This is a genomic window from Shinella sp. WSC3-e, from assembly GCF_945994535.1.
Taxonomy (GTDB): Bacteria; Pseudomonadota; Alphaproteobacteria; order Rhizobiales; family Rhizobiaceae; genus Shinella; species Shinella yambaruensis.
In genome coordinates this window covers 294360-318061 of record NZ_OZ000531.1, presented here as the reverse complement: position 1 = coordinate 318061, position 23702 = coordinate 294360, and the positions used below count along the sequence as shown (strand labels likewise).

The window sequence follows — 23702 nt, the reverse complement described above, 5'->3', positions numbered from 1 at the left end:
TCTTTCTTTCAACGGGGAATGCGGCCATGGCGGACACGGCAGGGCGCGGCGCGGCGATCGTCCGGCTCGAAAACATCGTCAAGCGCTTCGGCGGCGCCGAGGCGCTTTCGGGTGCGTCGCTCACCGTCGAGCGCGGTTCGGTGCATGGCCTCGTCGGCCAGAACGGCGCCGGCAAGTCGACGCTGATCAAGCTCATCGCCGGGCTTCACCGGGAGGACGAAGGTATGGTCGAGATCGACGGCAAGGTCTATGACCGGCTGACGCCGCATCTCGCGGAAGAGCTCGGCATCCATTTCATCCACCAGGATCGCCTGCTCGTCCCGACCTTCACGGTGGGCGAGGCGCTGTTCCTCGGCCGCGAGCTGCGGTTTCTCGGAACGCCCTTCCTCGACCGCGCGGCGATGCGGCGGAGGTCCGCCGAGATCCTCGAGCGCTATTTCGGTCTCGCGCTGCCCCATTCCGCGCTGATCGCCGATCTCTCGGCGGCGGAAAAGCAGATCGTGCAGATCACCCGCGCGCTCATCGCCAGTCCCAAGGTGCTGGTCTTCGACGAGCCGACCGCGGCGCTCGTCCGGCGCGAGGCGGACCTGCTCTTCCAGCTCATCCGCCGCCTCAGCGCGGAGGGCGTCACCATCCTCTACATCTCGCACTATCTCGGCGAGATCGTCGACCTCTGCGATACGGTGACGGTGCTGCGCAACGGCCGCGACGTCGCGACCCTGCCGGTCGCCGGAACCTCGGCGGCCGAGATCGGCGCCCTGATGGTCAATCGCGATATCGGCGAGCTCTATCCCAAGCCCGACGTCGCGCCCGGCGAGGTGGTGCTGGAGGTGGAGAACCTGGCGCTTGCCGGCCGCTTCGATGCCGTTTCCTTCACGCTGCGCAAGGGCGAGGTCCTGGGTCTTACCGGTCTCGTCGGCTCGGGCGCCAAGGAGGTGGTGCGCACGCTCTTCGGCCTCGACCGGCCGACCGGCGGTACGGTCTCCGTCAAGGGCGAGGCCGTGTTCTCCGCCGATCCCGCCGCGGCCACCGACCGCCGCCTGGCGCTGGTGCCGGAGGACCGCCGCCGCGACGGCGTCGCGCTGGACCTCTCGGTCACCGAAAACACCACGCTCGCCAGCCTCGGCCGTTTCTCCCGCGGCCTCATCGACCGCGGCGCGGAGCGGCGCCAGACGAAAGACCTCGTCAAACGGCTGCAGATCAAGACCGACGGCGTCGATGCCCTGGTGAAGACGCTCTCGGGTGGTAACCAGCAGAAGGTGGCGATCGCCAAATGGCTGAGCCGCCAGTCGGAAATCTACCTGCTCGACGAGCCCACGGTCGGCGTCGACATCGCCGCCAAGGTGGAGATCTACCGGCTGATCGGCGAGCTTGCCGAACGCGGCGCGGCTGTGCTCGTGCTCTCCTCCGACATCGAGGAACTGCTCGGCGTCACCGATCGCCTTCTCGTCTTTTTCCGCGGCCGTGTGACGCGGCAGTTCATCTCCTCCGAAACGAGCCCGAACCAAGTCCTTGCGGATGTGACGGGTGCCCACGAGACGCTTCGCCATGCTGGTTGACGCCCCCTATATTCCGGCCTCCGCTCTCGAAATCGAGGCGCAGAAGGCTGTCGAGCCGGGAAGGCCCGGCCCCGCCTTCGGCCGCCGCCTCGCCACGCTGGCGCTGCGGGGCGGGGCGCTTGCCGTCTTCGTCGGCGTCCTTGTCGTCTTCTCCGTCACCGCGCCCTTCTTCCTCACCATCGGCAATATCGGCAACGTGCTCGGCCAGTCGGCCATTGCCGGCGTTCTGGCGATCGGGCTCACCATCGTCATCATCGCGGGCGGCTCGAACGTGGTGACGGGCGGGATCGACCTGTCGCTCGCCGCGAATATGGGGCTCAGCGCCGCCGTCTACGCCTCGCTGGCACAGGCGGGGCATGGCGACGGCGTCGCCATTGCAGGCGCGCTCGGCACGGGGCTCGCCATCGGCGCGGTCAACGCCGCCGCCGTCACGCTCGCCGGCATCGTGCCGCTGCTCGCGACGCTCGCCGTCATGAATGTCGTCGCCGGCCTCGAGCTGGTGCTGACGCAGAACACCGTCGTCCCGGCCTCGAGCGAATTCCTCTCGGCGCTTTCCGCCGGCGGCCCGTTCGGCATCCCGGTTCTCGCCTATGTCCTCCTCGGCTTCACGCTGGTCGTCGCGGCCGTCGTGCAATATACGCCGCTGGGCCTTCGCCTCTATGCGGTCGGCGCGTTTCCGGATGCGGCGCGGGCGGCGGGCCTGCCCGTCAAGTCCTTCGTCGCCGGCTCGTTCCTGGCGAGCGGCCTGTGCGGCGGGCTCGCCGGCATCCTGTCGGTCTCCTATCTCTCGGGCAGCACCACCGGGGCCGGCGACATGCTGCTGCCGGTCGTCGTCACCGCCCTGCTGGGCACGGTCTTCTCCCGCCGGCTGGCGCCGACCGTGACCGGCACGCTGCTGTCGGCGCTCTTCGTCGGCTTCCTCATCAACGGCTTCCAGCTCCTCAACATTTCCAGCACGCTGGTGAGCGGCGTGCAGGGGCTGCTGATCCTGCTCGTCGTTTCCGCCACCACGCTGCTCGGCCGCAAGGAGAACGCCTGACATGGCGACGACCGCTCTCTCCTCCTTCACCCGCGGCGTCGCCCGCTATGCGCTGGTCGCGGCGCTCGCCGCCGTCTTCGCCCTCTTCGCAGCGCTCGCGCCGGGCTTCCTCTCGGGTGCGAACCTCCTCAGCGTGCTTGTGAACAATTTCGCCCTGCTCGCCATCGTCGCCATCGCCATGACCTTCGCCGTCTCGGCGGGCGGCATCGATCTCTCGGTCGGCACGGCTGTCGATTTCGCGAGCTTCGCCTTCGTTTCCCTCGTGCTCGCCGGACAGCCGATTGCGCTTGCCGCCCTCGGCGGGCTTGCCGGCGGAGCGCTTGTCGGCGTCTTCAATGCCGTGCTCATCGCCGGTATCGGCATCTCGCCCTTTCTCGCCACGCTCGGCACGCTCTTCGTCGGCCGCAGCGCGCAGCAATTGCTCACGAATGGCGGCAATCCGGTCTACCTGCCGCCGGCCGGCGTGCCGGAAGCCTTCCGTTTCCTCGGCCATGGCACGGTCGCCGGCATTCCCGTGCCGCTCCTCGTCACCGCGCTCGTCGTCGCCGGTGCCTGGCTCGTGCTCTCGCGCACCCGCTTCGGCCGGGTGACGCTCGCCATCGGCATCCAGGCGAGCGTCGTGCGTTATTCGGGCCTCCGCCTGTCGCGCGTCACCGCCCTGACCTATGTGCTCGTCTCGACGATTGCCGCCGTGGTCGGGCTCATCCTCACCTCGACGGTCACGGTCTACATTCCGTCCTCGGGCAACGCGTTCCTCCTGAACGCCATCGGCGCGACCTTCATCGGCACCACGTTCGACCCGCACGGCCGGCCGAACGTGCCGGGCACCGTGCTTGGCGTGCTGCTGCTCGGTATCGTCGCCAATGGCCTCCTGCTGTCGGGCCTCAATTTCTACTGGCAGCAGGTCGGCACCGGCCTGCTCATCTTCTCCGTCCTCGCCATCGGCTTCGCCAATCGCAAGGCGGCTGCCCGGGCCTGAATCCGGATATCTCGAAAGGATTTCTCATGAGCAGCGTCACCCGGCTCGCCAACCCCCAGGACACCGCCCATCGCATCGCCAGCGAGGACGAGGCGCTTGCCGTTGCCCGCACGCTTGCCGGCGAATTCGCCGGCGGCGCGAGCCGGCGGGATTACGAGCGGGCGCTGCCGTACGAGGAGCTGGACCGGCTTTCCGCCTCCGGCCTCCTCTCCATCACCGTTCCCGCCGAATATGGCGGCATCGACGTCTCCAATGCGGTGCTCGCCGAGGTCACGGCGATCCTCTCCGAGGCCGACAGCTCGATCGGCCAGATCCCGCAGAACCATTTCTACATTCTCGAGGCGCTCCGCCACGACGGCAGCGAGGCGCAGAAGCGCTTCTACTTCAGCCGGGCTCTCGCCGGCGACCGCTTCGGCAACGCCCTTTCCGAGGTCGGCACCAAGACGGTCGGTGACTACAACACGCGGATTACGCCCGATGGCGCGGGTTTCCGCATCAACGGGCGGAAGTTCTATTCGACGGGTGTGCTCTTCGCCCACTGGGTGGCGATCTTCGCGCTCGACGACGAGGACCGCCTCACCATGTCGTTTGCCCCGCGCGAGACGGAAGGCATCGAGATCGTCGATGACTGGGACGGCTTCGGCCAGCGCACGACGGGCAGCGGCACGACGATCTTGCGCGACGTCTACGTGCCGGCCGAGGCCGTCGTGCCGCACCAGAAGGGGTTCGAGCGCCCCGGCACGATCGGCTCGGTCGGCCAGATCATCCATGCCGGCGTCGATCTCGGTATCGCCCGCGCGGCGCTGAAGGAGACGATCGGCTACGTGCGCGACACCGCGCGGCCCTGGACGGACAGCGGTGTCGAGCGCGCCGCGGACGATCCGCTGACCATCGCCCGCATCGGCGAGCTCGCCATCCGCGTCGAGGCGGCCGAGGCGACGCTGGAGCGGGCCGGGCGCAAGGTCGACCAGGCGCAGGTCAACCTCAATGCGGAGAATGCCGTGGCCGCGACGCTGGCGGTGGCCGCCGCCAAGGTGCTGACGACGGAGCTCGCCATCGACGCGACCAACGTGCTCTTCGAGCTGGCCGGCACGTCCGCCACCAGGCGCGGCCTGAACCTCGAACGCCATTGGCGCAATGCCCGCACCCATACGCTGCACGATCCGGTGCGCTGGAAGTACCACGTCGTCGGCAACTATCACCTCAACGGCGTCACGCCGCCGAAGAACGGCGCGCTCTGAAATCCAACCCTCGTGGTGGGGGTGGTCACCTGGCCGCAATCCTTCGGGGTTGCGGTCTTTTTTTGCCCGAGGACGGCGAAGCTTGCAGGAAGGGTGCCTGCCAAAAAACAGAAAGCGGCCGTCGGCCGCCTTCGTTTCGTCTGCCGATCCTCGCCTCAGCTATAGAGGCTCGGCTCCGGCACGCGGCCGTTGAGGGCAAAGTCGCCGACTTCGCGGGCCTTGTAGAAGACCGGGTCGTGCAGCGTGTGGGTACGCACGTTCCTCCAGTAGCGGTCGAAACGGTGGTGCGATGCCGTCGAGCGGGCGCCGGTCAGCTCGAAGATGCGCGAAGTGACGTCGAGCGCCACATGGGTGGCGTTGACCTTTGCGGCGTAGGCCTCGATCGCCGCTTCGCCGCGTTCGCGTGCGGTGACGCCCCGGCCGCGCGCAAGCGACGACTGGACGACGGCGGCGGCCGCATCGGCAAGCGCGGCGGATGCCTTCAGCGCTGCGCGGAACTCGCCGATGCGTTCCAGGATATACGGATCCTCGCTCGCCTTTTCGAGGCCGGACGTGACCCAGGGGCGCGTCGTGGTGCGCACATAGTCGGTGGCTGCCGCCAGCGCGCCTTCCGCCGTGCCGAGGTAGAAGTTGACGAAGACGAGCTGGATCAGCGGCGTGTTGAACGTCGCCTGCACGGGCGGGGCGTCATCCTTCCTCGCAAGCGGCAGCAGGAAGTCGCTTTCGTAGACCGGGAAATCCCGGAATTCCACGCTGCCGCTGTCGGAGAGCCGCTGGCCGATATTGTCCCAGTCGTCATTGGCGATGTAGCCGGGCCGGTCGGTCGGCAGCACGATATTGGCGATCTCGTCGTCGAAGGCCGCATTGGCATTGATGCGGTCGGAGACATGCGCGCCGGTCGAGAACGTCTTGCGGCCGTTGAGCAGGTAGTGGTCGCCGCTGCGGGTCAGCGTGAGGCCGGGATCGCGCGGGTTGACGGCGGCGCCCCAGTAGAGCCTCTTTGCGACCGTCTCGACGCCGAGGTCCCAGGCCTTGTCCGGGTCGTCGGCCGCCCAGTGGACGTACTGGCTGTTGACGAAATGATAGCCGAGCAACTGGCCGATCGAGCTTTCGCCGCGCGCGAGGATGCGCACGAGCCGCAGCCCGTCCACCCAGTCGAGACCGCCGCCGCCGATCTCGACCGGGTGCAGCGCGGTCAGGAGGCCCTCCGTCTTCAGCCGCTCGATTTCCGCGAACGGCGGCTTGCCGTCGGCATCGAGCTGCGCCCCGCGGCGGGCAAGGTCGGCGGAAATCTCCTCGGCCTTCGCGAAGAGGCGGGCCCGATCGTCCTGAAGGTCGGACTCCTTGACAAGGTGTAGGGCGGTCATGGTCGGTCTCCTGCTCTCCGGCCGATCCCGGGCAGGTCGCCGCGGTCGGAGTGGGTGAAAGGGTGCGCACGGTTTTCCGCCGCTCTGCGCATCTTCCCAGAGTCCCCGGACGGCAGCCAGAAAAGCCGTTTCCGAAATTAATACATATAAAAGATAGAATTTCTGTATTTAATGGAAGAAGGCGCTATCTTCGCCCCGGCCAATGCCGCCAGGCATTCTCGATAGCCTGGCCCGATACCCTGGAGAGACCGATGGCACGCCATATCCGCTTCAACGCCTTCGACATGAACTGCGTGGGCCACCAGTCCCCCGGCCTGTGGGCGCATCCGCGCGACAGGTCCTGGAAATACAAGGACCTGGACTATTGGCAGGATCTCGCCCGCACGCTGGAACGCGGCGTCTTCGACGGCATCTTCATCGCCGACGTCATCGGCTACTACGATGTCTACAAGGGCTCGAACTACCACGCCATCCACCAGGCCGCGCAGATTCCGGTGAACGATCCGCTGCAACTTGCAGCCCCCATCGCGCTCGCCACCGAGCATCTCGGCATCGGCATCACGGCGTCCACCTCCTTCGAGCATCCCTATACCTTCGCCCGCCGCCTCGCGACGGCCGACCATCATTCCAAGGGCCGCGTCGGCTGGAACATCGTCACCTCCTATCTGGAGAGCGGCGCGAAGAATGTCGGGCAGGGCGGCCTTCGCCGGCACGACAACCGCTACGAGGTCGCCGCCGAATATGTGGAAGTGCTCTACAAGCTGCTGGAAGGCTCCTGGGAGGAGGGTGCGGTGGTGCGCGACGGCGACAGGCGCATCTTCACCCATCCCGAAAAGGTCCACGAGATCGGCCACAAGGGCAAGTATTTCGAGGTGCCGGGTTACGGCCTCACCGAGCCCTCGCCGCAGCGCACGCCGGTTCTCTACCAGGCCGGCGCCTCCGGGCCGGGCAAGGCGTTCGCCGCCGCGCACGCCGAGTGCATCTTCGTCGCCGCGCCGACGAAGTCGGTTCTCAAGGCCTATGTCGCCGATATCCGCCAGCGCATCGCCGCTGCCGGCCGCGACCCCAGAAAGGTCTATATCTACACGCTCGTCACCATCATCACCGACGAGACCGAGGAGAAGGCGCAGAAGAAATTCGAGGACTACAAGAGCTACGTTTCCTATGACGGCTCGCTGACCTTCATGTCCGGCTGGAGCGGCATCGATTTCGGCCAGTATGCGCCGACGGATGTGGTGGAGAAGATCGAGACCAACGCCATCCACTCCTTCGTCGAGCACATTGCCGGCGGCGACAAGTCGTGGACCATCGACGAGCTTGCCCGGTTCGGCGGCATCGGCGGCATGGGACCGGTCTTCGTCGGCTCTCCGGAGCGCATTGCCGACATCCTTCAGGAATGGGTGGCCGATACGGATGTCGACGGCTTCAACCTCGCCTATGCGGTGACCCCCGACAGCTTCGAGGATGTCGTCGCCCATATCGTGCCGGAGCTGCAGAAGCGCGGCGCCTACCCGACGGCCTACAGGGAGGGTACCTTGCGGGAGAAGCTGTTCGGCGAGGGACCATACCTGCCGAAAACCCATCCGGCCGACGGCTACAGGGATATCGAGGCCGTGAAGCGGCGCGACGCCGAGCTCCCGGCGCTGAAATCGGTCGGCGCGTGACGCGGTGATGCCGCTGCGTGGCGCGGAGGTGAAACGGATGCCGGCAAGGCCAGTCGTGGCGATCATCGGGGGCGGCTTCACCGGTGCCGCCTGCGCCTATCATCTCGTGCGGCGGCTTCCCGTCGGCGCCGCGAGGATCGTCGTCTTCGAGCCCCGGGCGATGCTCGGGGGCGGCCTTGCCTATGATACGGACGAGGCGACGCACCGCATCAATGTGCCCGCGACGCGCATGTCGCTCCTTCCCGACGACGGCGATCATTTCCAGCGCTGGCTCGTCCGCAGCGGGACCCTTGCGGACGATCCGGAGGCCATCACGCCGGAGGGACACGCCTTCGCGCGCCGTTCCGCCTTCGGCCGTTATGTTTCCGGCAACCTTGCCCCCTTGGTCGCGAGCGGAGCGATCGAGCATCGCCGCAGCCGCGTCCGTGCGGTGACGGCGGCGCGCTCGGGGCGCTGGCATGTCGAGGCCGGGGACGGCCCGGCGCTGGAGGCCGATATCGTGGTCGCCGCGACGACGCATCCAAGCCCGCAGCCGCCCGCAACCCTCCACCGCGCCCTTTCCGGCCGCGCCGGCTACATTCCGGATGCCACGGTGCCCGGCGCCCTCTCCGGCATCGCCCCGGACGACCGGGTGCTGGTCGTGGGCACGGGGCTCACCGCAGCGGACGTCATCGCGACACTCGATGCCGCGGGGCATCGCGGCAGGATCACGGCCGTCTCGCGCCGCGGCCTTCGCTCGCGCGGGCATAACCTTTCCGCTCAAGAGCCCTTCGGCGAGTTTGCCGATCCGCCATCCCGCACGGCGCGGGCCTTGCTGCGGCGGATCCGGGAGGGCCTTGTCCAGGCCGATGCTGCGGGGCTCAGCTGGCATGCGGTTTTCGACCGGGTTCGCGGCCAGGGCGGCGATATCTGGCGCTCTCTGCCAGTCGCCGAGCGCCGGCGCGTCGCACGCTTCCTGCGACCCTACTGGGACGTGCACCGTTTCCGTATCGCGCCCCAGGTGGAGGCGGTCATCGACCGGCGCCTGGCCGCTGGCACGCTTTCCTTTCATGCTGCGGCCATCGCCGGTGTGACCTGCCCCGCAGAGGGCGGGATTGCCGTGGATTTTCGCCCGCGCCATGGGCGGGAGCCGTTCCAGGAAACGTATGGCAGCCTGATCGTGACGACAGGCCCGGGGCATGCGTCGGTGCTTTCAAGCCAGCCATTCCTCGCGGGTCTCGCCACCGCGGGCGAGTTGCAACCGGATGCCGTCGGTCTTGGCATCGCGGTCGACGAGCGAAGCCGCGCCATCGGAACCGATGGGCAGGCGCTGAATAGCCTCTACATCGCTGGCCCGTTGGCCCGCGGCACGTTCGGCGAGTTGATGGGCCTGCCCCAGGTGACGGATCATGCGGTCTTCGTGGCGGAAGACATCGTGCGCCAGATGAACGCCACAGGGACCTGGGTAGAGAAGGCGGGACGCGGAGGTACAAAACGCGCGCTGAGAGTACCTCAATAGGTTCCAGCTACGCTCCGGCCTATCGAAAGCGATCTGGTGGATAGACATGGTCGGAGCAGTCTCCTCGACGACATCGGCAACCGTGACACTCACGTCCTCGTCCGGCGGCACCAGCCTTTCCGCGCTTCAAGCGCAGCTCTCGGCCAAGGAGAGCGAGCTTGCCGAAGCGATGGACGAGGAGGCCCAGGCCGAACTCAAGGAAGCGATCGCCAGCCTCAAGGGCGAGATCGCTGCGCTGAAGGCGAAGGAGGCGGGTTCGGCGCAGCGGCAGACCGCCGAGAGTGAAAGCACCTCGCGCATCGGCACGCGCAATTTCGAGGATGGCGATCCCTTTGGCGAGCGGGAAATATACGTCTGAGCAGGTTCAATTGTCTTTGCGCGTTTCGGATGCAGAGCCGCGTCGCACTTTTTCTGGAAATGCTTGTCTTATGACTTTCGCTGCCGAATGGGCGAAGAAGGGTCCGCTGTGAGAGGGTAGCCGCCCTCCCTCAGCGGCGAGGGTCGGATCGTTGAAATGCAGACCGTTTGACGGGTCGAGCTAGAGTTTGATCGCCCTCGTCTTTCTCTTGAGGCCTGAACGGATACCCGCAGCTCGGCTGCGGACGACAAGCACAGGACAAGCGAAAGATGACAAAGGATACCATCGGGGTCGACATCTCGAAAGACCATCTCGACGCCTACAGGACGAGCGACGGCAAAAGCCGGCGTTTTGCCAACGACACCGCCGGCCATCGGGCCTTCCTGGACTGGCTGAGCCAGCCCGACGCGCACATCGTCTACGAGCCGACCGGTCCCTATCACCGGGCCTTCGAGAGAAGGCTGGCGGATGTGGGCTGTGCGCTGGTCAAGGTCAACCCACGCCAGGCAAGGCGGTTCGCCGAAGCCACGGGAAAGCTCGCCAAGACCGACCGGCTCGACGCTGCCATGCTGGCGCGCATGGGTGCTGTACTCGACCTCGACGCGCGGCCGGTGCGTCGTCCGGTCCTCAACGATCTCAAGGACCTGCACATGGCCCGCGAGGCGCTGGTGAAGAACCGCACGGCCGCCAGGAACAGGGCCAAGACGCTGACCCTTGCCATCCTCAAGCGTCACAACGCGGAGCAGCTCAGGCAGATCGGACGCCAGATCGCCGCCATCGAGAGCGAGATCATGGCGATCGTCAAGGCCGATCCGGACCTCGCCGGCCGCTTCGACATCCTCGTCTCGATCCCGGGCGTCTCGACCATAACCGCCTTCGCCCTGATCATCGACATGCCCGAGCTCGGAATGCTCGAAAACGGCGCGGCCGCCTCTCTCGCCGGCCTCGCCCCCGTCGCACGCCAGTCCGGCAACCGGGCCGCACGCGCCTTCATCCGCGGCGGCCGCGCCAACGTCCGCCAGGCGCTCTACATGCCGGCCCTCGTCGCCATGCGCTTCAATCCGGAACTCAGGGCAAAGTACCACCAGCTCAAAGCGGGCGGCAAAGCCTCGAAGCTCGCAATAACAGCCATCATGCGAAAGCTCATCGTGCTGGCAAACGCCCTGCTCAAGGACCGTCGGAAATGGACAAAATCATTTCCTTGACCAAAACGGATACTCTAGATAGCGGGCGATTTTCCGGTGCCGTGGACGAAGATGCGGATGCAGCGCCGCATGTAGTCCTTGCGTGCGTCGAAGCCCGGCCATTCGGCGCCCGTGCCCGTCTTCGTGACGACGGCGCCGAACATCATGTCCATGAGGATCGTCGCGGCGCTCGTCGTGTCGTCGACGAAGAGCCTTCCGGCCCGCTTTTCCCCTTCCATCCATTCGGCAAGCAGCGCATGGGCCCGCTGGCCGCCGAGCCTCTTCATCATCTCGCCGACTTCTGGATAGCGCGCGGCTTCCACGATGGTGAGGTTGAGGAAGGCCGCGCGCGCGCTATCCTCTTCCGCGCTGATATCGATCTGGAAGATGCGTTCGAGGGCGTCCGAGAGGCTCAGGCCCGCATAGTCGCCGGGAAGCGCAAGCATGCTGGTGCGGTGCTGCTCGATGATCGCGGCGAGCAGATCGGTCTTGGAGGGGAAGAGTTCGTAGAGCGTGCGCTTGGAGATATGGCAGTGGGCGGCAACCTCGCTCATCGTCGTCCTGCCGTAGCCTTCGGCCAGGAACAGCTTGCGCGTCGCCTCGACGATCTTGGCCCTCTGTTCGGCCGGCGTCGCGAGTCTGGGGCGGCCGCGTTTCCGGCGCTTGGCCGGGAGAGTTGTGGCGGTTGTTTCGGTCATGGAGGTTATCCAGAGGCGGGCCATTGACAATGTCGGTATCCGGATATTAATGGTACTGATGAGTTTTGTAAATATGGCAAGCGTGCGGCATGATCCGCCGCTCCGAAGAAAAGGTGCATGATGCGCGAGAAAATCCTGCGGATCGGCCTCGTTGCCGCCGGCCTGTTCCTGGCCGCCTGCTCGGACCAGAGCGGTGGAAATGCTCCGCCCGGCGCAGGGGCCTTGCCCGCGGCCGAGGTGGGCTTCGTGGTGCTGAAGGCGCAGTCCGTTCCGCGTTATACCCAGCTCTCCGGCCGCGTGGTGGCGCACGCCACGGCGGAGATCCGCCCGCAGATCGACGGCATCATCGAGAGCATCGACTTTCGCGAGGGCCGGCAGGTGAAGGCCGGTGACATCCTCTTCAAGGTGCGCGATGCGAAGTTCAGCGCGGCCTATGCGGCGGCGGCGGCCACGCTGTCGCGCGCCGAGGCGACGCAGCAGTCGGCGCAGTCGGCTTTCGACCGGAACCAGCGGCTGCAATCGCAGAGCGCCGTGAGCCAGCAGGCGCTGGACGAGGCGACGGCAGCGCTGCTGCAGGCGAAGGCGGATGTGGAATCGGCCAAGGCCAGCCTTGAGACGGCGCGCATCGATCTCGACAACACCACGATCAAGGCGCCGATATCGGGCATCATCGGCACGGCCGGCGTCAGCGCCGGCTCGCTGGTCACGCAGAACCAGACGGATGCGCTGGCGACGATCCGCCAGATCGATCCGGTCAATGTCGACCTCGTCGATACCAGCGCCAACCTTTTGCGGATCCGGCAGGATGTCGAGGCGGGGCGCCTCGGCCGCGACGGCGCGGGGGCGCCGAGCGTCAGGCTGACGCTCGAGAACGGCGAGGACTACAAGACCATCGGCACGATCTCGCTGGCGACGGTCAATGTCAGCGAGAGCACGGGCACCTTCACCCTGCGCGCAAGCTTCCCCAATCCGGAGCGCATCCTGCTGCCGGGCATGTTCGTGCGCGCCTCCGTCGATCTCGGCACCATGCCGAACGCCTTCCTCGTCCCGCAGCGCGCCGTCCAGCGCAGCGGCACGGGCGATCCCATCGCCTATGTCGTCTCGGCCGACAGCAAGGTGGAGCAGCGCAAGCTTGCGACCGAGGGCACGAGCGGCAACAACTGGATCGTGACCGACGGCCTGAAGGACGGCGAGCGCCTGATCGTCGATGGCTTCCAGAAGATTTCCGCCGGCGCTGCCGTGACGGCCGTGGAAGCGACGATCGATGAGGACGGCGTGGTCAAGCAGTCCCTCGCCAGCCCCGCCGGTGCGGGCGAAGCGTCGGAGGCCGCCCAATGACCGAAGCCTTCCGGCGCAATGCCCTGGCGAGCTTCTTCATCGCCCGCCCCGTCTTTGCCATCGTGCTCGCGATCGCCACGCTGCTTTCCGGCGTCATGGGCATCTACTCGCTGTCGATCTCGCAATATCCCGATGTCGCGCCCGTCACGGTCCGTATCGGCGCGACCTATTCCGGTGCCACGGCGGAAGCGGTCGAGAACTCGGTCACGACGAAGATCGAGGGCGCGATGACCGGCCTCGATGGCCTGCTCTACATGGAATCCACGTCGAACACCGGCTCGGCCTCCATCTCGCTCACCTTCGCCAGCGGCACGGATCCGGAACTGGCGCAGGTCGAGGTGCAGAACAAGCTGTCGCGCGTCGAATCCCAGCTTCCCGAGGCCGTGCAGGACGCCGGCGTCTCCGTCTCCCGCTCGCCCTCCGGCATCCTGATGATCGGCAACATCATCTCGCGCGACGGCCGCTACACCTCCTCGGAGCTTTCCGACATCATGTCGAGCAGCATCGAGGAGCGCATCGAACGGCTCGACGGCGTCGGTTCCGTGCAGGCCTTCGGCAGCGGCTATGCCATGCGCATCTGGCTCGATCCCGATCAGATGCAGAAGTACCAGCTGGTTCCCTCCGACGTCACCACGGCCATTCAGGCGCAGAATGCGCAGGTCGCCGCCGGCTCCATCGGCGCGACGCCCGTCGTGCGCGGCCAGCAGCTGAAGGCGAGCATCGTCGCGCAGACGCAGATGACCTCGGCCGACGAGTTCAAGAAGATCATCCTCAAGACGGCGACGGACGGTTCCGTCGTGCGCCTCGGCGATGTCGCGCGCGTCGAGATCGGGCTTGAAAGCTACGGCCAGAGCTCGACCTTCAACGACATGCCTGCCGCCGGCTTCGGCGTGCAGCTGGCGAGCGGCGCGAATGCCATCACGACGGCCGAGGCCGTGCATGCCGAACTCGACAGCCTCGCCGGTTCGCTGCCCGAGGGCGTCGAGATCGCCTATTCCTACGAAACGACGCCCTTCGTCGAACTGTCCATCGAGAAGGTCGTGGAGACGCTGATCGAGGCGATCGTGCTGGTCTTCCTCGTGCTTCTGCTCTTCCTGCAGAACCTGCGCGCGACGATCATTCCGATGATCGCCGTGCCCGTCGTGCTGCTCGGAACGTTCGGCGTGCTTGCGGCGCTCGGCTATTCCATCAACATGCTGACCATGTTCGCCATGGTGCTCGCCATCGGTCTTCTCGTCGACGATGCGATCGTCGTGGTAGAGAATGTCGAGCGCGTCATGTCGGAGGAGGGGCTCTCCGCCCGCGAGGCGACGGAGAAGTCGATGGGCGAGATCACCGGCGCGCTCGTCGGCGTCGCGCTCGTCCTCACCGCCGTCTTCATTCCCATGGCCTTCTTCTCGGGCTCGGTCGGCGTCATCTACCGGCAGTTCTCCGTCACCATCGCCAGCGCCATGCTGCTCTCCGTCCTCGTCGCGGTCATCCTGACGCCGGCGCTCTGCGCCATGCTGCTGAAGCCCACGCATGGCGGGCTGGCGGCGCGCATCTTCGGTGGCTTCAACCGTGGTTTCGAGAAGACGACGCGCGGTTATGTGAGCGCCGTCGGCGGCATGCTTGTGCGGCCGCTGCGCATGCTCGTGCTCTTCGCCGCGCTCCTCGGCGGCGCCTGGTGGGTCTATACGCAGCTGCCGACCTCCTTCCTGCCGGAAGAGGACCAGGGCGTTCTGATGACGCAGATCACCCTGCCGGCCGGCGCCAATGCCGCCCGCACGCAGGCCGTCATCGACATGGTCGAGAACTATTTCCTCACGGAGGAGAAGGACGCCGTGCAGAGCGTCTTCATGACGCTCGGCTTCGGCTTCGGCGGCAGCGGCGAAAACGCCGCCATGGCCTTCGTGCGTCTCAAGGATTTCGACGCGCGCACGGATACGTCGCTCTCGGCTTCCGCTATCTCGCAGCGCGCCTCGGCGCATTTCCGCAAGATCCGCGACGCGGAGGTCTTCGTGCTGGCGCCGCCCGCCATCCAGGGGCTGGGGCAGAGCAACGGCTTTTCCATGTATCTGGAAGACACCGGCAACCGCGGCCGCGACGCGCTGACGGCGGCCAGCAACCTGCTTGCCGACCTCGCCCAGCAGGACGACACGGTCGGCAATGTACGCGGCAATACCCGCACCTTGGAAAGCCAGCTGAAGATCGAGATCGACCAGGAGAAGGCAGGTGCGCTCGGCGTCGATCTCAGCGGCATCAACGGGCTGATCTCCACGGCCTTTGCCGGCAGCAACGTCAACGACTTCGTCTATAACGGCGAGATCAAGCCCGTCTATGTGCAGGCGGACGCGCCCTTCCGCATGCAGCCGGAGGACGTCAACCGCTGGTACGCGCGCAATGGCGATGGCGAGATGGTGCCGTTCTCCGCCTTCGCGACGACGACATGGATCCAGGGCTCGCCCTCGCTCGCCCGCTTCAACGGCACGGCGGCCATCTCCATGAACGGTGCGGCACAGGCCGGCGCCAGCTCCGGCGATGCGATGGACCGCATGGAGGCGCTCGTCGCCGGTCTCGACGGCGGCTACAGCGCGGCCTGGTCCGGCCTGTCCTACCAGGAGCGGCTTGCCGGTTCGCAGGAGGCGATGCTCTACGCCGTCTCCCTGCTCGTCGTCTTCCTCTGCCTTGCCGCGCTCTACGAAAGCTGGTCCATCCCGCTTTCCGTCATCCTTGCGGTGCCGGTCGGCGTGCTTGGCGCGCTCGTCGCCGCCTGGATATTCGGTCAATCGAACGATGTCTATTTCAAGGTCGGCCTGCTGACGACGATCGGCCTTACCGCCAAGAACGCCATCCTGATCGTCGAATTCGCCAAGGACCTGCGCGATCAGGGCAAAAGCGTCGTCGACGCCGTGCTGGAGGCTGCCCGCATGCGCCTCAGGCCGATCGTCATGACCTCGCTCGCCTTCATCCTCGGCGTCCTGCCGCTCGCCTTCGCGACGGGGGCAAGCTCGGCCGCGCAGAACGCCATCGGCATCGGCGTGATGGGCGGCATGATCGCAGCGACCGTGCTCGGTGTCTTCTTCGTGCCGCTGCTCTTCGTGATCGTGGCCGGAAGGGGCAGGCCGAGGGCTGCGTAGACGCGTTTGCCGCATCCGTCGAGCGGGGCCGTCAGCTCTTGCCCGTCGATGTCAAATCATCTCGCATAATTCTTGATGCGATTGTAGCTCATCGAGAGATGGGCCCGGCGGATGTAGCCGATGGCTTCCCAATCCCCGATCTCGGCGGCGTTCAAGACGGCCTGCATTTCCTCGCGAAATGCCCGGTATTCCTCGACAAGCCCGAGCTTGGGCATCATCTTCAGGACGACGCGGACGATCTTGAGATACAGCCGTTCATTGACCTCGCGCAGCGCCGCATTGCCGGTGAATGCCGATATCTCCCAGTAGAAGTCCATGTTGAGGCGCAGGAAGGCGCGCTGGGACGGTTCCTGCATCTCGTCGTCGCAGCGCTTGATGAGCGCGCGGATCCTGTCGAGATCGTCCGGGGTACGCGGGAGCGGATCGAGCTTGCCGACCAGTTCGGCAAGCTCCAGCCGGAGACGGTAGATCTGGAAGATCTCGTCGAGATCGGGATCCGTGACGATCGTGCCGACCCCGTGCACGGAGGCGACGAGCCCTTCCGCTTCCAGCCGTGCAAGGACGCGACGGACGGGGGTCCGGCTCGTATCGAACTGCTTTGCCAGCTCCTCCTCCGAAAGCCGGGTGCCCGGTGCATATTCCAGAAGGCAGATCTGGTCGCGGATCGTGTTGTAGATGCGGTCGAAACGCTCTTTCGCGCCGACGAGAGGGGCGGATTGCTCCTTTGCACCGGAATTGTCGGTCTGTGCCATCAACCAGCTTCCAGGACAGCGTTCAGGAATTGCCGCGTCCGCTCGTTCTGCGGGTTGCCGAAGATCTGCGCGGGCGGTCCCTGTTCGCATATTTTCCCCTGATAGAAAAAGCAAACCCTATCGGAGAATTCCTTGGCGAACCCCATCTGGTGGGTCACCATGAGCATCGTCAGATCGTGCTCGGCGCCGATCCTGCGGATGACCTGAAGCACCTCGCCCACGAGCTCCGGGTCGAGCGCGGAGGTGACCTCGTCGAAAAGCATGATCTTTGGCCGCATGGCCAGGGCCCGGGCGATCGCCACGCGCTGCTGCTGGCCTCCGGAAAGCTGGCCCGGATAGTGATCCTTCTTGGCCGACAGGCCGACCATGTCGAGCAGCTCGGCGGCGCGCTCCTCCGCTTCCTTCCTTCCCATTCCAAGGACGGTGATCGGCGCCTCTATGCAGTTGCCGAGGGCGGTCATGTGCGGGAAGAGGTTGAAGGACTGGAACACCATGCCGATCTTCGCGCGGATACGGCGGATATGCTTCGCATCCGCGGGCACCAGCCGTCCGTTCTTAGGCATGTGGGTCATCGGCTCGCCATCGACCCACAGCGTGCCGCCATTGATGCTTTCCAGCGTCATCAGCATGCGCAGCACGGTCGTCTTGCCGGATCCGGACGGGCCGATGATCGAGACCTTCTCGCCGCGCGCGACGTCGAGGTTGAGATTGTCGAGAACGGTGAAGGCGCCGTAACGCTTGGACACGTTCTCATAGCGGACCATGGGCATTTCGGTCATCCGTATCTCCTTGAAAGCCAGCCGTCCAAGACGCGGACCAGTCCCGCGGACAGGAGGCTCATCACCAGAAAGAAAAGCCCGACGAGCGTCACCGGTTCGGTGTAGCGGAAGGTCTCCGAGCCGATGATCTTGGCGCGTTGCATGAGCTCGACGACGGCGATCGCCGAAAGCAGGGGTGTCTCCTTGAACAGCGCTATCAGATAGTTGCCGAGCGCCGGCACCACCGGCGGCAGCGCCTGCGGCAGGATGATGTCCTTGAAGGTGGTCCAGGGGGAGAGGTTGAGCGCGATCGATGCCTCCCACTGGCCGCGGGGAACGTTCTCGAAGCCGGCCCTGTAGACCTCCGAGCAATAGGCCGCGTAGTGCAGGCCGATCGCGAGCACGCCCGCCGTGAAGGCATCCAACACGATGCCGACCTTGGGCAAAACGAAGAACAGGAAGAAGATCTGAATGAGGAGCGGCGTCGAGCGGACGAGCTCGACCAGGATCGCGACGACAAGGCCCGCCGCCGGGGAGGAGAGCCGTATCGATGCCAGGGCGAGGCCGAGGAGCGCCGCAATGACGAAGCCGATCGCCGTCGCCTGGACGGTGATGACCGCGGCCCGTGCCAGCACGGGCAGGATGTCGATGGTGAAGGCCCAGTCCCACATCACGAGGCCTTTCCGTGCAGCACGCCCTTGGCCGCCCATCCCTCGGTGAAGCGCATGCAGATCGTGATCGTCAGCGAGATCGCGAGATAGAGGAGCAGGACGAGGGTGAAGATCGGTACGGTCTGCAGCGTTGCCTGGTTCATCTGCTGTGCCTTGAAGGTGAGATCGGCGAGCGTGATCAGGGAGACGAGCGAGGTCGACTTGACGAGCTCGATGAAAAGATTGCCCCAGGGCGGGATCATCGCCACGAAAGCCTGCGGCAGGATGATGCGCCGGAGCATTTGCGCCCGCGTCATGTTCAGCGCCGTGGAGGCTTCCCACTGGCCTTTCGGGACGGCCCGGATGGCGCCGCGCACGACCTCGGCACCGTAGGCACCGATGTTCAGCCCGAGCGCCAGCACGGCGACGGGAAACGCATCCATGAAGAGCCCGAACTGCGGCAACACGAAATACAGCCAGAAGAGCTGCACGAGCGCGGACGTGCCGCGGAATATCTCGATATAGGTCACCGCCAGCCATCGCAACGGCAGCGGGCCATAGAGCTTGGCGAGCGCTGCCGTCAGCGCCATGACGACGGCCAGCAAGGCGCCGAGAACGGCGATCTGGACCGTTAGCCAGGCACCTTGGAGCAGGCCGGGCACGAAGACCTTGAAACCGTCCTGGAAGGACAGGATGACGATGGCCGTCAGGGTAGCCGCCAGCATGGCGGCGAGCACGCGTATCCACATCGGAAATCCCCGTCATAGGCGAAGACGCGGACGGCCTGGTATTGCCGCCCGCGCGACAAGCTTAATCGCCTTGGCAGAGTTCGGCGGTCGTCTTGTTCGGAAGGTAATCCTTGCCGAAGCCGAGGGGCTCGACAAGGGCGAGATGCTCCGGCGAGCCGAGGAAGGCAGCCAGTTCCTTGTTGAAGGCCTCCTGCAGGTCCGTGTCTTCCTTGCGGAAGCCGAACCCGCCGTGACCCTTGACCGACTTGCCGGCGACTTCGCCGAAGGGCGTGGTCGATTCCACGCCTTCCGCCTTCTTCGCCATGTCCGCGATGGAAAGGGCGGTCAGCGCCGCGCCGTCGGCGCGGCCCGACTGGACGGCGGCAACGAGGCTCGACTGGTCCGGCAAGGTCACGATCTGCTCCTCGGCAACGCCGGCATCCCTCGCATAGCCCGCCTCGACGGCGCCGGCCATCACGGCGAGCTTGAGATCCTTGTTGTCGGCGAAGCTGGAATAATCGGCGATCTTCTTGGCATTGCCGGCCGGCACCAGCATGGCCTGGCCGATGCCGTATGACGGCTCCGAGAAGCCGATCTCGGCGCAGCGTTTCGGGTTGATGAACATGCCGGCGGCGATGATGTCGAAACGTCCGGCCTTGAGGCCGGGGATCAGCGAGCCGAATTCGGTCAGCACGCCGTCGACCTCCGGAATGCCCATTTTTGCGAGCACCGCCTTGGCGACCTCGGGCGCTTCGCCCGTCAGCTTGCCGTCGGGCGTGGCGAAACCGAAGGGGGCTTCGTTGGCAAAGCCGATGCGGATGTAGCCTGCGGCCTTCGCCTTTTCGAGGGTGGTCTCGGCGAGCGAGGGGCCTGCGACCGAGGCGGCGGCAAATGCCAGCACGGCGGCTTTCATGGCATTTCGGCGAGAGAAGAGAAATCGAGACATGGGTTCCCCTTGTGTTTTTGTCAGGAGTCTCAAAGAGCGGCGCCCGTGGCCGAGCACCTAAAGATGTATACGTCTTGTTGATAAAATTTGCAAGGTTTCGGATAAATAAAAAGTTTTCAGGCGATATATTGCGCGGACTGAGAATTGATGTACACATCTTGTCATCGTTGGTTCAGTGTTGGAGGGCGGGATGTCGCGACAGCAGATCTTCACGGGCGAGGAATATTCGCGCCGGCTGCGGGAGGTGAAGCACCGTATGGCCGCCGCCGGGCTGGACCTCGTCGTCTGCCAGGATCCGGCCAACATGAACTGGCTGACCGGCTATGACGGCTGGTCGTTCTACGTGCCGCAATGCGTGCTCGTGCATTTGGACGAGGATCTGCCGATCTGGTTCGGCCGTGCCCAGGATCGCAAGAGCGCGCTCATGACGACCGGCTTGCCGGAGGCAAACGTCGTCGCCTTTTCCGAACATCTCGTTCAGAACCCGGACGGGCATTCCTATGACGAACTGGCCGATCTCATCCGCTCGCGCGGATGGGCGGGCGCCCGCATCGGGGTCGAGATGGACGCGCACTACTATACGGCGCGCTGCCACGCACACCTCGCCGCCGGCCTGCCGGACGCGGCTTTCTCCAACAATCGCGACCTCGTGAACTGGGCCAGGCTCGTGAAGTCCGAGCCGGAGCTCACGCTGATGCGCCAGGCGGGCCGGATCTGCACGCATGCCATGAGCCGCGCCGTCGAGCGCATGCGACCCGGCGTGCCGCAGAACGCGGTGATCGCGGAACTGTATCACGCCCAGATCATGGGGGTGGACGGCATGGGCGGCGATTACGCGGCCATCTGCCCGCTGATGCCGGTCGGGGAGGGGACGGCGACGCCCCATCTGACGTGGAGCGACGACCCACTGCCGGACAGCGGACTTGCGATCCTCGAGATCGCCGGTGTCCGCTCCCGCTACCATGTCGCGCTGACGCGGACCGTCCATTTCGGCAAGCCGCCGCAACGTTACCAGGACATTGCCAGGGTGATCGTGGATGCCGTCGATGCCGGGCTCGAAAAGGCGCGGTCCGGCAATGTGGCGGAGGAGGTGGAGGCGGCATGGCAGGCGGAGTTGCGCCGCAACGGCCTGAAGAAGGAAAGCCGCGTCGGATATCCCATCGGGCTTGCCTATCCGCCGGATTGGGGCGAGCGCACCGCCAGCCTGCGCCCCGGCGACAGGACCGAGCTTGCACCCGGCATGTGCTTCCACATGATGGCCGGCGTCTGGCTTGAGGACTTCGGCCTGGCGATATCCGAATCCTTCGTCGTAACCGACACGGGCGGCGAGAAGCTCTGCGCCGCGCCCCGGCAGCTCATCGTCGTCGACTGACAGAAAACCCCGAAAATTCACGAGGCATGAACTATGGATGGCAATCCCTTCAGCGCAGAGGAGATCGCGCGGCGGCTCGATATCGTGCGGCATGAGATCGCCGTTTGCGGGCTCGACGCCGCCGTCTTCGCATCGCCGGAAAACGTCTTCTATCTGACGGGCCTCGATCACTGGGGCTATTTCGCGCCGCATCTGTTGATCGTGCCCGTCGAAGGCCGGCCGGTGCTCGTCACACGGGCGATGGAGCGCGTGACGATCGAGAACCATGTCCGATCCGCCGAGTTCCGCGGCCATTCCGACAGCGAAACCGCCGCCGATCTCGCCGCGCGCATCCTTGCCGAGCGGGGGCTTTCGTCACGGCGGCTCGGGCTGGAATTCTGGACCGCGGGCCTCAGCCACGGCCTTGCCCGGCGGCTGGAGGCGCTGGTGGAGGCCGAATGGACGGACGTCTCCAACCTCGTCGACCGGTTGCGGCTGGTGAAGAGCCTCGAAGAACAGGCGCTCATGCGCAAGGCGGCCGCGATCACCGACATCGCCGCGCAGGCCGCGATCGACGCCGTCCATGACGGCGCGGCGGAGCGTGACGTCGCGGCCGAATGCCTCGCGGCGATGACGCGCGCAGGCGGCCATGTCCCCGGCTTCGGCCCGTTCATCCGGCCGTTCTCGCGGCTCGGCGAAGAGCACACGACGTGGGGTTCGGCACGGTATCGCAAGGGCGAGCCGGTGTTCATCGAGCTGTCCGGCTGCGTTTCGCGCTATCACGCCCCGCTCGGCAGGCTGGTGCGCCTTGGCGGGATCAGCGATGCAGATGCGCGCATGGCGGAGATTGCCGCCGAGGCCTTCCGCGCGGTGGTCGATGCGCTGAGGCCCGGCGCGCATGCCCGCGACGTCTATGCCGCCTGGCAGAGCGTTGCCGATGAACGGGGGCTTTCGCACTATCGCCGGCATCATTGCGGCTATTGCGTCGGCATCGGCCAGCCCCCGTCCTGGACCGGCGGGAATTCCGTCACCGGCCTTCGGCACGATTCCGATCTCGCGATCCGCACCGGCATGAGCTTCCACATCCTCTCCTGGCTGATGGGCACCGGCCGGGGCGACGATTTCATTTCCAACACCGTGTTGCTGACGGACGACGGTCCGGAAGTCCTGACACGCACACCAATGGGGCCGATCCTTCGGTGAATTCGTGATGGGCAGCTTTTCCGCATTCTCCCTCCTCCGGCATGCCATCGGCGGAAACCGTCACTGGCAGCGTCATTGGCGCGCCGCTTCGCCGAAGCCCTCCTACGATGTCATCGTCGTCGGTGGCGGCGGCCACGGACTGGCCACGGCGTTCTACCTTGCGGAGAACCACGGCATCCGCAATGTCGCGGTGATCGAGAAGGGTTATATCGGCGGCGGCAATGTGGGGCGCAACACCACGGTCATCCGGTCCAACTACCTGCTCGACGGCAACACCCAGTTCTACGAATTCTCGATGAAGCTCTGGGAAGGCCTGTCGGCCGCGCTGAACTTCAACGTCATGTTCTCCCAGCGCGGGCAGATCGTCACGGCGCATTCGGCGGACCAGATGGACGCCTTCGGCCACCGCGCCAACATCATGCGCCTCAACGGCATCGATGCCGAGATCCTCGGCCGGGACGAGGTGCGCCGGCTGGTGCCCTATCTCGATTTCTCCGATACGGCCCGCTTTCCCATTCACGGGGCCATCCTTCAGGCGCGCGCCGGCACGGCCCGGCATGATGCGGTTGCATGGGGGTATGCGCGGGCAGCGAGCGGCCATGGCGTCGACATCATCGAGAATTGCGAGGTGGTCGATTTCCTGCGCAAGGGCGACAGGATCGTCGGCGTGGAGACGACGCGCGGGCGCATAGGCGCTGAGCGGGTCGGGCTCGCGGTCGCCGGGCATACGTCCGTTCTCGGCCGGAAGGCCGGGCTGGAGCTGCCGATCGAAAGCCATGTCCTGCAAGCCTTCGTGACCGAGCCGGTGAAACCGCTGGTTGATCACGTCGTCGCCTATGGTGCGGACCATTTCTATGTCAGCCAGTCCGACAAGGGCGGCCTCGTCTTCGGCGGGAACCTCGACGGCTACAATTCCTATGCCCAGCGCGGCAATGCCGGCGTGCTGCAGGAGGTCTGCGAGGCCGCCGTCGCCCTGATGCCGAACATTTCCCGGCTGAGGCTCCTGCGCCATTGGGGCGGCATCATGGACATGACCCCGGATGCAAGCCCGATCATTTCGCTCACGCCCGTCCCGGGCCTCTACCTCAACGGGGGCTGGTGCTACGGCGGCTTCAAGGCGACGCCCGCATCGGGCTGGTGCTTCGCGCACATGCTGGCGACGGGCGAGGTTCATCCGCTGACGCGCGGCTACGGGCTCGACCGTTTCCGCACCGGCCACAGTCTCGACGAGGCGGGGGCCGGTCCCTTCGCCTGGCTGCAGTAGGAGGCG

20 protein-coding genes are annotated in these 23702 nt (G+C 66.0%); 13 read left to right on the top strand and 7 right to left on the bottom strand.

All coding sequences use genetic code 11. The features are described 5' to 3' along the window. Positions 1-26: 26 nt before the first annotated feature. From AABF56_RS24655 to AABF56_RS24640, 4 genes are read left to right on the top strand one after another with little or no spacing between them, the layout of a single operon-like run. A complete protein-coding gene (locus AABF56_RS24655) occupies positions 27-1559 on the top strand; it encodes a sugar ABC transporter ATP-binding protein (protein ID WP_272807793.1) in 1533 nt (510 codons plus the stop codon). Further along, on the top strand, positions 1549-2598 hold the full coding sequence (locus tag AABF56_RS24650; RefSeq protein WP_272807794.1) for an ABC transporter permease: 1050 nt from the start codon (positions 1549-1551) through the stop codon (positions 2596-2598). Before AABF56_RS24655 ends, AABF56_RS24650 begins: the two co-directional genes overlap by 11 nt. A gap of 1 nt (position 2599) precedes the next feature. Next, positions 2600-3577, top strand: a complete 978-nt coding sequence (locus tag AABF56_RS24645) for an ABC transporter permease (protein ID WP_272807795.1) — start codon at positions 2600-2602, stop codon at positions 3575-3577. 26 nt (positions 3578-3603) lie between these two features. Further along, positions 3604-4818 carry an SfnB family sulfur acquisition oxidoreductase gene (locus AABF56_RS24640; protein WP_272807796.1) on the top strand — a complete coding sequence of 405 codons (1215 nt, stop codon included), beginning with the start codon at positions 3604-3606 and terminating at the stop codon, positions 4816-4818. A gap of 155 nt (positions 4819-4973) precedes the next feature. Here the strand turns inward: AABF56_RS24640 and AABF56_RS24635 are convergent, their stop codons facing one another. Next, positions 4974-6185, bottom strand: coding sequence for an acyl-CoA dehydrogenase family protein (locus AABF56_RS24635; RefSeq protein WP_272807797.1), 1212 nt, complete (start codon positions 6183-6185; stop codon positions 4974-4976). 251 nt (positions 6186-6436) lie between these two features. Here AABF56_RS24635 and AABF56_RS24630 point away from each other — a divergent pair, with 251 nt between their 5' ends. From AABF56_RS24630 to AABF56_RS24615, 4 genes are all read left to right on the top strand, one after another. Continuing rightward, positions 6437-7849 carry an LLM class flavin-dependent oxidoreductase gene (locus AABF56_RS24630; RefSeq protein ID WP_272807798.1) on the top strand — a complete coding sequence of 471 codons (1413 nt, stop codon included), beginning with the start codon at positions 6437-6439 and terminating at the stop codon, positions 7847-7849. 37 nt (positions 7850-7886) lie between these two features. Further along, positions 7887-9347 (top strand): FAD/NAD(P)-binding protein, encoded by a 1461-nt coding sequence (locus tag AABF56_RS24625; protein ID WP_272807799.1) that lies wholly within the window; start codon positions 7887-7889, stop codon positions 9345-9347. Between the two features lie 46 nt (positions 9348-9393). Continuing rightward, a complete protein-coding gene (locus tag AABF56_RS24620; protein WP_272807800.1) occupies positions 9394-9705 on the top strand; it encodes a hypothetical protein in 312 nt (103 codons plus the stop codon). A 269-nt stretch (positions 9706-9974) separates the two neighbouring features. Next, positions 9975-10910, top strand: coding sequence for an IS110 family transposase (locus AABF56_RS24615; RefSeq protein ID WP_272804495.1), 936 nt, complete (start codon positions 9975-9977; stop codon positions 10908-10910). Between the two features lie 14 nt (positions 10911-10924). On the opposite strand, the gene AABF56_RS24610 is transcribed toward AABF56_RS24615, so the two are convergent. Then, positions 10925-11587: a TetR/AcrR family transcriptional regulator gene (locus tag AABF56_RS24610; protein WP_272807801.1), complete on the bottom strand. Its 663-nt coding sequence runs from the start codon at positions 11585-11587 to the stop codon at positions 10925-10927. Positions 11588-11704: 117 nt separating this feature from the next. Between AABF56_RS24610 and AABF56_RS24605 the strand changes: the two genes are divergently transcribed. After that, positions 11705-12925 (top strand): efflux RND transporter periplasmic adaptor subunit, encoded by a 1221-nt coding sequence (locus AABF56_RS24605; protein WP_272807802.1) that lies wholly within the window; start codon positions 11705-11707, stop codon positions 12923-12925. Between the two features lie 23 nt (positions 12926-12948). After that, on the top strand, positions 12949-16044 hold the full coding sequence (locus AABF56_RS24600; protein WP_272808143.1) for an efflux RND transporter permease subunit: 3096 nt from the start codon (positions 12949-12951) through the stop codon (positions 16042-16044). A gap of 56 nt (positions 16045-16100) precedes the next feature. Here AABF56_RS24600 and AABF56_RS24595 read toward each other — a convergent pair whose 3' ends face one another. The 5 genes from AABF56_RS24595 to ehuB all read right to left on the bottom strand — a co-directional run bounded on the left by AABF56_RS24595 (position 16101) and on the right by ehuB (position 19845). Beyond that, complete coding sequence (locus AABF56_RS24595) at positions 16101-16796, bottom strand: GntR family transcriptional regulator (RefSeq protein WP_272807803.1); 696 nt, start codon at positions 16794-16796, stop codon at positions 16101-16103. Continuing rightward, complete coding sequence (gene ehuA, locus AABF56_RS24590; RefSeq protein WP_272807804.1) at positions 16796-17575, bottom strand: ectoine/hydroxyectoine ABC transporter ATP-binding protein EhuA; 780 nt, start codon at positions 17573-17575, stop codon at positions 16796-16798. Before ehuA ends, AABF56_RS24595 begins: the two co-directional genes overlap by 1 nt. After that, entirely contained in the window at positions 17572-18225 is a 654-nt protein-coding gene (gene ehuD / locus AABF56_RS24585) for an ectoine/hydroxyectoine ABC transporter permease subunit EhuD (protein ID WP_338341919.1), read from the bottom strand. The genes ehuA and ehuD overlap by 4 nt, the downstream gene beginning before the upstream one ends. After that, on the bottom strand, positions 18225-18953 hold the full coding sequence (gene ehuC / locus AABF56_RS24580) for an ectoine/hydroxyectoine ABC transporter permease subunit EhuC (RefSeq protein WP_272807806.1): 729 nt from the start codon (positions 18951-18953) through the stop codon (positions 18225-18227). Before ehuC ends, ehuD begins: the two co-directional genes overlap by 1 nt. A 61-nt stretch (positions 18954-19014) precedes the next feature. Further along, positions 19015-19845: an ectoine/hydroxyectoine ABC transporter substrate-binding protein EhuB gene (ehuB, locus tag AABF56_RS24575; RefSeq protein WP_288084798.1), complete on the bottom strand. Its 831-nt coding sequence runs from the start codon at positions 19843-19845 to the stop codon at positions 19015-19017. 223 nt (positions 19846-20068) lie between these two features. Here ehuB and AABF56_RS24570 point away from each other — a divergent pair, with 223 nt between their 5' ends. Genes AABF56_RS24570 through AABF56_RS24560 form a run of 3 tightly spaced genes read left to right on the top strand, consistent with a single transcriptional unit; the run spans position 20069 to position 23696 of the window. Beyond that, entirely contained in the window at positions 20069-21250 is a 1182-nt protein-coding gene (locus AABF56_RS24570) for a M24 family metallopeptidase (RefSeq protein ID WP_272807808.1), read from the top strand. 33 nt (positions 21251-21283) lie between these two features. Continuing rightward, positions 21284-22432 carry a M24 family metallopeptidase gene (locus tag AABF56_RS24565; RefSeq protein ID WP_272807809.1) on the top strand — a complete coding sequence of 383 codons (1149 nt, stop codon included), beginning with the start codon at positions 21284-21286 and terminating at the stop codon, positions 22430-22432. Between the two features lie 7 nt (positions 22433-22439). After that, positions 22440-23696: a sarcosine oxidase subunit beta family protein gene (locus tag AABF56_RS24560; RefSeq protein ID WP_272807810.1), complete on the top strand. Its 1257-nt coding sequence runs from the start codon at positions 22440-22442 to the stop codon at positions 23694-23696. The last annotated feature ends 6 nt before the right edge of the window (positions 23697-23702 follow it).